Source organism: Zunongwangia pacifica (genome assembly GCF_023499215.1).
In the GTDB taxonomy this organism is placed as follows: Bacteria; Bacteroidota; Bacteroidia; order Flavobacteriales; family Flavobacteriaceae; genus Zunongwangia; species Zunongwangia pacifica.
Genome location: NZ_JAKHSK010000068.1, coordinates 1 through 9,225 on the forward strand (window position 1 = coordinate 1; position 9,225 = coordinate 9,225).

Consider the following 9,225-nt stretch of genomic DNA (forward strand, 5'->3'; position numbering starts at 1 on the left):
CGTTACTAAACAGGTTTGATACTACCGTGGCAAGCTGGACAGGGTTTAACTATCTTGCTTTTATTGTATTAGCCTTGAAAAAGTTCAAACCCTTCAAAAAGGAAAAAGTTTAAACGAGTTCTATAATAAAGTAGATTAAATATGAATTTTTAATAGAAAATATTGCAATGGAAATTGTTTAGGTGATATAGGTGAGGACTCAAGTTTTAGGACTATTTCAAACTACATAGCGTTTGTATTGGACTTATTGAAATACGAATTGATAAGTTTGATAATTAAGTTAAATCATGCGTTATTTTTGATCATTTGCTAAAAAATAATCGCTAATTATATAATTTGACAAAATAGTATCGATTTTTGACAAATAAGTATTATTCTAATTTTAAGCTTTCTTTTAAATTCGAATTGCAGGCTTTTCTTTTGGATCTTAATATTCAATTCTTCAGAATGAATCAATAATTGATCTTAAGAATCATGTTTGTCTTTGTTCATTCTTAAAAACATCAATTATGAAAAAATATAACGGGTTTGTGCGAAAACGTTTTAGTTTAAGCGTGTGCAAAAATCTTGTAATTAAAGTTTTTAATTTCAGTGTTTTATGTTTTTGTAGTTTACCGCCTTAATCTTTAAGAGTTACCTGAAACCCTACACTTTTCAATATTTTTAATTTGAAAAACAGTCCTCACCTCTTATGTCAGCAGGCAACGTTTTTAATATTGCCTGTTATTAAAGAGTCCTCTATAACAGTTAGCTAAGTTTTAATTTTTACTCGATAATCGAGATGAAATGCTTCAATGTCGTACTGATACCGATAGATATCGTGACGGTATTGGATGCCTTTTGGGCTTGCCCAGAGGTAGTTTACTATTAATAATATTACCAACTAAAAAACTATATATGAAAGTACCATTACTCACATTCATTTTATTGATGATACAAATCCCCTTATTGGCTCAGGAAAATATACTGGTAACCGGTATGGTTACCGACCCAGATACGGGAATGCCTGTGCCTAGTGTAAATGTTGTAGAGAAAGGTACCTCTAATGGGGTACTCACCGATTTTGATGGGGAATTTGCTATTGAGGTTCCTTCAAATGCAACTCTTGTCTTTAGCTTTGTAGGCTATGAAACTAAAGAAGTTGCCGTAAATGGAAGAACCGAGTTACAAATTTCTTTTGCACCAGCAGCTTCAGCACTAGAAGAGGTTGTTGTGGTGGGATATGGAACCCAGAAAAAAGCAGATTTAACCGGGGCCGTTTCTGTAGTTGATATGAAAAGCATGGGAAGACAGCCTAGTCCGCAAGTAACCGAACAGTTACAAGGGCAGGCATCAGGGGTAACCGTTACAAGTTCTGGACAACCTGGCCAGGCACCACAGATTAGGATTCGCGGTATCAATACCTTTGGGGATAGTACTCCTTTATACGTGGTCGATGGAGTGCCCACGCAGAATATCAATTACTTAAATCCTAATGATATCGAAAGTATGCAGGTGCTTAAAGATGCGGGTTCTGCTTCAATCTATGGAGCTCGTGCTGCAAATGGGGTTATTATTATAACCACTAAAAAAGGAAAAGGCGGACTTAAAGTAAATTATAATGCTTATTATGGCACTCAAATGGTGCCTAAAGGAAATGTGTACGATATCCTTAGTCCGCAAGAACATGCAGATCTTAGATGGCGTGCTATGGAAAACACCAATCCTGGGGCAACTATTACCGATAGACAGTATGGATCTGGAGCACAACCTGTGCTTCCATATTATATTTTGCCAGGAGGAGCCGCTCAGGGAGAAGTTGATGAATCTACCTATTATGTAGATCCCTATTATACAAGTTCAGATGCGGTGAATGGTTTTAATCAGATTATTAGGGCCAACCAACAAGGAACCAATTGGTTTCAGGAAATTTTTGATGACGCTCCCATCACCAACCACAATATTGCCATAAGTCAGGGAGGGGAAAAAGGAAATTTTTTGTTTTCATTAAATTATATGGATCAGGACGGAACTTTGAGAAACACCTACTTTGAGCGGTATAACATTAGGGTGAACAGTCAATTTAATATTACCGATAATCTGCGGGTAGGCGAAAATATTTCTTTTGCATTATCTGATGGGAATAGAGTTGAGGTTACCGGGGAGAATCCTATAAACCATGCCTATCGTAGTCAGCCAATAATTCCGGTGTACGATATTGCAGGTAATTTTGCAGGTACTCAGGCCCCTTCATTAGGGAACTCTCAAAATGCCGTGGCTATTTTAGAAAGAAACCGAAATAATTATAGCAAAACCAATCAGATTTTCGGGAATATTTTTGCAGAATTGAATTTTCTGGATAAATTTACCGCAAGGACAAGTTTTGGAGGAACCTATTCTAACTCCACCGCAAAAACATTTTCATATCCAACTTATGAAAATGCTGAAAATACTACCTATAATCAGTTAACAGAAGATGCAGGTACGGGATATAACTGGACGTGGTCTAACACACTTCAATATCAAAATACGTTTAATGACCTTCACGATTTAACGGTTTTAGTAGGTAGTGAAGCCTATTCTAATCAATATAAATTAATTACGGCAAGTACGCAGGGCTTTTATTCTTTCGATCCTAATTATGTGAATTTAGGTACGGGCTCCGGTACACAAACTAACAATGGAAGTTATTCAGAAGATGCTCTTTTTTCGCTCTTTGGGAGGATAGATTATACGTTTAACGATCGTTTTTTATTAGGCGCGACCATTCGTAGGGATGCCACTTCAAGATTTACCAATCCCCGGCATGGATGGTTTCCTGCGGCAAGTGCCGGATGGAGAATTAGTAAAGAAAGTTTTATGGAAGATGTAGAGTGGATAAACGATTTAAAATTGAGAGGGGGCTATGGTGTTATGGGGAATCAAAATAACGTCGATCCAGCTAATGCCTTTACAACCTATGGCAGTAGCAGAGTATCCTCTTATTACGATTTGAATGGAACTAATGGTAATATTATTGAAGGTTTTCAGCGATTACGTATAGGGAATCCTAGCGCCCAGTGGGAGAAGAATATAAATGCCAACATTGGGATCGATGTGAGTTTATTTAGCAGTAGCCTAAGATTATCGGCAGACTATTACCGCAAAGATGTAGAAGATTTATTATATAATCCTGAATTACCGGCAACTGCGGGAGTATCTGAAGTTCCTTATGTTAATATTGCTAAAATGCAAAACAGTGGTTTAGACCTTTCTGCTACGGCATTCTTCGATTTTACTTCAGATTTTAAAATGAATTCTACTCTTACATTTACCACTTACACTAATGAAATTAAGAATATTGCAGATGGAGTTTCTTATTTTGATCAAGAAGCCCGGAGGTTTAATGGAAGTAGTATTGTAAGAAATGCTATAGGTCATTCCGTAGGCCAGTTTTTCGGATATAATATCGTAGGTTTTTGGAACAGTCAGGAAGAAGTAAATGAAGCCAATCAACAAGCGCAGCAAATCCTGAATGATCCAAGCGCAGAATATCAGTCAGATATCGGGGTCGGTCGTTTTCGTTATGAAGATACTAATGGTGACGGAATAATTACCAGCGACGACCGTAAGTTTTTAGGAAATCCCAATCCAGATTTTACCGCCGGTTTAAATATAGAGTTGACTTATAAAAACTGGGATTTTAGCATGTTTTTATATGGCGTATATGGGAATGATATCTGGAATCAGGTTACCTGGTGGCATGATTTCTATAGTTCCTTTAACGGAGCAAAAAGCTATACTGCTTTATACGATTCCTGGACACCTGAAAACAATAATGCTTCAGCACCTATACAGGAAACAGGAGGAAGTTTTAGTACGGCGAATGTCCCAAATTCATACTTTGTAGAGGACGGTTCGTATTTAAGGGCACGTAATATTCAATTAGGATATAGCTTTTCAGATGCATTTTTGGATCAAATAGGGTTTAGTCAATTACATCTTTATGTACAAGGGGCTAACCTTTTTACGATTACCAAATATTCTGGTATTGATCCCGAACTTACGGGGTCTGCTACGGCTTTTGGTATAGACGAGGGCGCGTATCCTACACCTAAAAAATTAATCTTTGGCGTAAACCTTAGTTTCTAGTTAAAAAATAGTGATATGAAAAAAACAATATATATAGTTGTAGCCGGGATATTAGGGCTTGTAGTATTCCATAGCTGCTCAGAAGATTTTTTAGATAAGCCCGCTTACGGAACATTAGACAATAAAACTTTAAGCGATGAAAAAGGAGTAGAAGCACTTTTAATAGCGGCTTATGCGGCTTTAGATGGTCAGGACGAGGATAACGGCAGTGTCCTTTCTTTAGGGGGAGGATCTCCCTGGGAGGCCGCTCCTTCTAATTGGATTTATGGTGATATTAGTGGTGGCGATGCCCATAAAGGAAGTGATGGAGGGGATCAACCCGCAATAAACTCTATTGCCACTTATAGTGTGGATGCCAGTAATGGATTTTTTAATTCGAAATGGAAAGCGGTTTACGAAGGGGTAACCCGTGCTAATTCGGTACTAAAAGTATTAAATGAAACTGAAGGGATTTCAGATGATGTTAAAGCGAATATATCGGGACAGGCACGTTTTCTAAGAGGTCATTATTATTTTGAATTGAAGAAGATGTTTGATATGGTACCCTGGATCGATGAGACGACTGAAGATTATTATGTCCCTAACGATGTGGATATTTGGCCTTATATTGAAGAAGACTTCAAATATGCTTATGAAAATCTTCCGGAAACACAAACCGAAGTAGGGCGTGCAAATAAATGGGCTGCGGCATCTTATCTTGGAAAAACCTACCTTTTTCAGAATAAATTTTCGGATGCTAAAGAAATATTTACCCAGGTTATTAATTCGGGAAAAACAACCGGAGGTTTAGCCTATGCTTTATTAGAGAATTACCATCATAATTTTAATGCCCTGTATGAAAATAGTAGCGAATCTATATTTGCCATACAAATGGTGGCTAATGATGGTACCAATACCATAGCAAATGCAAATCAGGGACTTATGTTAGCCTATCCGTATAACAGTCCTTTTAGGTGTTGTGGATTTTATCAGCCTACACAGGATCTTGTAAATGCTTTTAGAACAAGTGAGAGTACTGGTTTACCTTATCTGGATAACTATAATGATAATCCTGTAAAGAACGATATGGGTATTCTTTCTACTGAAGCTTTTACACCAGATACCCAATCTTTGGATCCCAGATTAGACTGGACAGTAGGAAGACGAGGAATTCCATATCACGATTGGGGGTATCACCCTGGTTACGATTGGATAAGAGAACAGTCTTCTGGTGGTCCTTACGCACCTAAAAAGCATATCTACTGGCAATATAATGCAGATGAATTTTCAGATCAAAGTGCCTGGGCACCAGGAAATGCTATTAACGTTAATATTATAAGATTTGCAGATGTATTATTAATGGCTGCTGAAGCAGAAGCACAGGCAGGAAGTCTAACCATGGCTTTAGAGTATGTAAATCGTGTGCGTGGTAGGATTGCCGATCATCCTGATAGCTGGTTAAAAGATTATATAGATCCTAATAATCCTATGCAAGGATTTTCAGAGGATTATGCGGCAAATTATCACGTTCAGCGATATCCCGATGGATATTTTACTTCAATAGAGCAGGCGATGAACGCAATTATGTTTGAAAGAAGGGTAGAATTAGGTATGGAAGGCCATCGATTTTTTGATCTGGTTCGGTGGGGTGTAGCTCAGGAGGTATTGAATAATTTTGTACAATACGAAGGGCAAATTACCACCGACGTGCGTGGAGCAGAATTTAATGCTAACGATAAATATTTCCCTATTCCACAACGGCAAATAGATTTAAGCACCACTGCAGAAGGTCCTACACTTCAGCAAAACTCTGGTTATTAATACGAGTTTTACTCAATAACCGAGATTAAATGCTCCGATCTCGTTCCTATAGCTATGGGGGGCTCGAAATAAAAAATAATTTACTTAAAATGAAAACTCCTGTTATGAACTATACATAACAGGAGTTTTTCTATAATATTAAAAAAATTATCCAACCAATTTAAGTGAGTTAAACTCTTTGCGATATTGGCTGGGTGTGCAATGCTTATATTTTTTGAAGACCCTATTAAAATGCGCAATATTATTAAACCCGCAACTAAAAGCAATTTCAGCAATACTCATTTCTTTTTCAATCAGTTCTTTTGCTGCAAAATCGACCCTTAGATGATTCGTATACTCTGTAAAAGTATTACCTGTTTTCTTTTTTATAAAACGGTTAAACGATACAGGACTCATATTCATAAAACTTGATATTTCAGCTAGTTTTATTTTTCGATTATAATGGTGTTTTAAATAATGGGTTACAAGAGCTAATTTATTCTCTTTAGAATTTTTAAGGTTTTGAGGATTAGAAAGTAAACGTTTGTTTTTAGAGGTCGCCAGTTCATGTAAAATAGCAATAAGTTCCAGAATATAACGAATTCCGGTTGCCTTTGATAGATTTTTGATTTTTGGTGATAATTGCTGTGCTGTTGTGCCAGAAAAAGCAATTCCCCGGTTAGATTGCTCTAACATGCCTTTAATAGGGGACATCACTCGTAGTCCTAAAAAATGATCTCCGAAAAGGTCATTTTGAAAATGAAGTGATATTTCGTGAATTCCTGTGTGGTTACATTTGTAGGTTTCCCAACCATGGGCAAGATTAGGGCCAATTAAAGCAAGGGAGAGGTTTCCGGTTTCCTCCAGGCAATCTCCTATAATTCTTTTTAAACCTTTCCCATTTTCTATAAAAGATAATTCGTATTCCGGATGAAAATGGACAGGCAAATCCAAATGGTTCGTAATAGTCTCTGAGATAAAAAAACTGTCCTCTGGCTCCAAAGGAGTGGTCGCCCTTTGTGCGTTTTTAGGGATTCGTAAAATCATGGTTGTTTTTTGGTTAATTAGTGATATAATATACTAAAAAAAGTTATTCTTTTATAACTAATACCCTTTTGGAGAGATTTTATTAAGAAATGTAGGGTGATAAAAGGTATGCGCGATAAATACGCTTCATACTCCAAATTGACTTTGATCTTAGCAAGTTTAAAAATAGGAAAGTGTACGGAATATCTTAAATATAATGCTAATTAAATCTACTTAAAGAAATTTTTTTTAGATACTGCCTTTAGCTGATTGTTGGAAATACTTTAAGGTATAGTGTGAATTTTGATGATCTGCTTTTACTACTTTAATTCATTTTTTATTCCAGCAAGCTGCACAAAGTTTCGCTTTAGGGGTTCTATATGGTTTTCCACAATGTTCACAATCTGGGCCAATTTGTTCAATGGAGTGATGCATTATTGCGTTTGGTTCAGTTTCTTCAAAGCCAGTTAAACGATTATAGTTATCCAACAGCTCTTTAAATTTTTCTTGTCTATCAGATTTGGCTATTTTAAATCCTTTTGAGTACAATTCAGAAGCAATAGTGAATTCTTCTTTGTCCAACATAGGAACTTCCATTTTACATCTCCAACAATATTTTATTTCCATTTTAGTAAGATTTCAGTTTACTCTTTTGATTCCAGATTTTCCGGCTTAAAAATTTTCTTTTCAGGCTTCTGAAGTTCCACTTATTTTGTATTCCTAGTGATTAGGGATGAATTACTATTACTTTTAATTTTTAATAAATTATATCATCAATATTTTCATCTGTTAAATAAGGAATATTTTTAGTTATTTTCTCAATCTCCCAATCCCACCATTTTATTTCTAGCAGTTTTTTTATTTTCTCTTCAGAGAATCTTTTTCGTATTTCTTTTGCGGGATTTCCTCCAACGATGGTATATGGTGCTACATCTTTGGTAACCGTTGCATTAGCTGCGATAATGGCGCCATCACCTATGTTTATACCGGCCATAATTGTGGCATTATAACCTATCCACACATCATTGCCGATAACTAAATCTCCTTTTTTGGGATAGTGTTTTCCTTCCATAGCTTTTTCCCATCCATTTCCAAATATTGCAAATGGATATGTAGAAATAGATTTGTTTAAATGATTAGCTCCATTCATAATAAATTTAGCATCAGATGCGATCATACAAAACTTTCCGATAATCAATTTATCACCTATGAAATCAAATAAATATTTTACATTTCTTTCAAAATTTTCCACATTTTCAAAATCATCATAATAGGTATAATCTCCAACGACAATATTTTTATTTTTAATAATATTCTTAAGGAAACACAGTCTATTATAATTTTTTAGCGGAAAGATTTGATTTTTATCAGGTCCAGGCATTTTTTGAAATAGGTATAATAAATTACAAATATAGATCTTTATAAGCCTTTGATGTAGCAATTAAAAAACGGTCGTTCTCTATAAACTATTTTTTCATCATAGTCTATTGGCCAATCGAAAAAAGGAACTTGATGAGCTTTCAATTTTCCTGTTTTAGAAATATAACTATGGTTTATGATTTCCGATATGTCGGTGGATTTCTAACCTTCGGGCATTTGAAAAAAATCAAATAAAAATCTACTTCCAAATCCGAATACTTTTCCATCATTCATTTTGGCACAAAATCCAGTCCACGACATAGTTGTTTCTCCATGAATTTGCTCAAGAATATTTTTAGGAAAAGCAAAAGGACTTAATTCAATATGGTCAATGGCATATTCGTTCAGATTGTTTTCCCCTGTCACAAATGATTCTACAATCCTTTTGTAGTTATTTTTCGAACTGTTTTTAAAAGCACTTTCTTTTTTACTTTCTTGATCAAACCTTTTTATTGCGAATTCAGTTTTCATTTCTGGATTTAGAAATTTTACACAAGGAATATAAGTTCCATCCGTTAAATATGCCGAAGCTCTATACCCTTTCCCATAAATGAGGTCAGATAAAGGTTCAATATTATTTCTTAAAAACTTACTTTTTTCTTCAATTGTCATTTTTATCGTATTATTTAAAAACGATTTATGTTATATGCTGCTATCATTTAGCTTTTAGGTTCCTGATTATATAATATTCATCGGGATCTTTTATTATTATCCCATTATTTCTCCAATATGGATTCTCAGGCATGATTATCTTAATTCAGTAAAAATTTATTTGATTATCCGCAATTAGTCATAACCTGTAATTCCTGCTATAACGAGCCTATCGAAGAGTTTTTCTCCGAAATATCTTCTGTTGAGTTTGTAGATAAATTCATTCAGGTATAACTGTAG

General features: G+C 35.3%; 7 protein-coding genes and 2 pseudogenes. 3 read left to right on the forward strand and 6 right to left on the reverse strand.

Translation table 11 applies throughout. The features are described 5' to 3' along the window. The 3 genes and pseudogenes from L1967_RS21735 to L1967_RS21745 all read left to right on the forward strand — a co-directional run. Nucleotides 1-113 (forward strand): annotated as a pseudogene (locus L1967_RS21735) (IS5 family transposase); the annotation flags it as partial. A gap of 784 nt (nt 114-897) precedes the next feature. Next, nucleotides 898-4,110 (forward strand): SusC/RagA family TonB-linked outer membrane protein, encoded by a 3,213-nt coding sequence (locus tag L1967_RS21740; RefSeq protein WP_249603597.1) that lies wholly within the window; start codon nt 898-900, stop codon nt 4,108-4,110. A 15-nt stretch (nt 4,111-4,125) separates the two neighbouring features. Further along, the gene (locus L1967_RS21745) at nt 4,126-5,910 is read left to right on the forward strand and encodes a RagB/SusD family nutrient uptake outer membrane protein (protein ID WP_249603598.1); all 1,785 of its coding nucleotides are present in this window, start codon (nt 4,126-4,128) and stop codon (nt 5,908-5,910) included. Nucleotides 5,911-6,057: 147 nt separating this feature from the next. On the opposite strand, the gene L1967_RS21750 is transcribed toward L1967_RS21745, so the two are convergent. The 6 genes and pseudogenes from L1967_RS21750 to L1967_RS21770 form a co-directional block, all read right to left on the reverse strand. Then, complete coding sequence (locus L1967_RS21750; RefSeq protein WP_249603599.1) at nt 6,058-6,936, reverse strand: AraC family transcriptional regulator; 879 nt, start codon at nt 6,934-6,936, stop codon at nt 6,058-6,060. A 309-nt stretch (nt 6,937-7,245) separates the two neighbouring features. Continuing rightward, nucleotides 7,246-7,542 carry a hypothetical protein gene (locus tag L1967_RS21755; RefSeq protein ID WP_249603600.1) on the reverse strand — a complete coding sequence of 99 codons (297 nt, stop codon included), beginning with the start codon at nt 7,540-7,542 and terminating at the stop codon, nt 7,246-7,248. A 130-nt stretch (nt 7,543-7,672) separates the two neighbouring features. Then, complete coding sequence (locus tag L1967_RS21760; protein WP_249603601.1) at nt 7,673-8,296, reverse strand: CatB-related O-acetyltransferase; 624 nt, start codon at nt 8,294-8,296, stop codon at nt 7,673-7,675. A 200-nt stretch (nt 8,297-8,496) separates the two neighbouring features. Next, nucleotides 8,497-8,946, reverse strand: coding sequence for a hypothetical protein (locus tag L1967_RS21765; RefSeq protein ID WP_249603602.1), 450 nt, complete (start codon nt 8,944-8,946; stop codon nt 8,497-8,499). Nucleotides 8,947-8,989: 43 nt separating this feature from the next. Then, nucleotides 8,990-9,079, reverse strand: coding sequence for a hypothetical protein (locus L1967_RS22510; RefSeq protein ID WP_420856432.1), 90 nt, complete (start codon nt 9,077-9,079; stop codon nt 8,990-8,992). Nucleotides 9,080-9,120: 41 nt separating this feature from the next. Further along, nucleotides 9,121-9,225: pseudogene (locus L1967_RS21770) on the reverse strand (IS1595 family transposase); the annotation flags it as partial.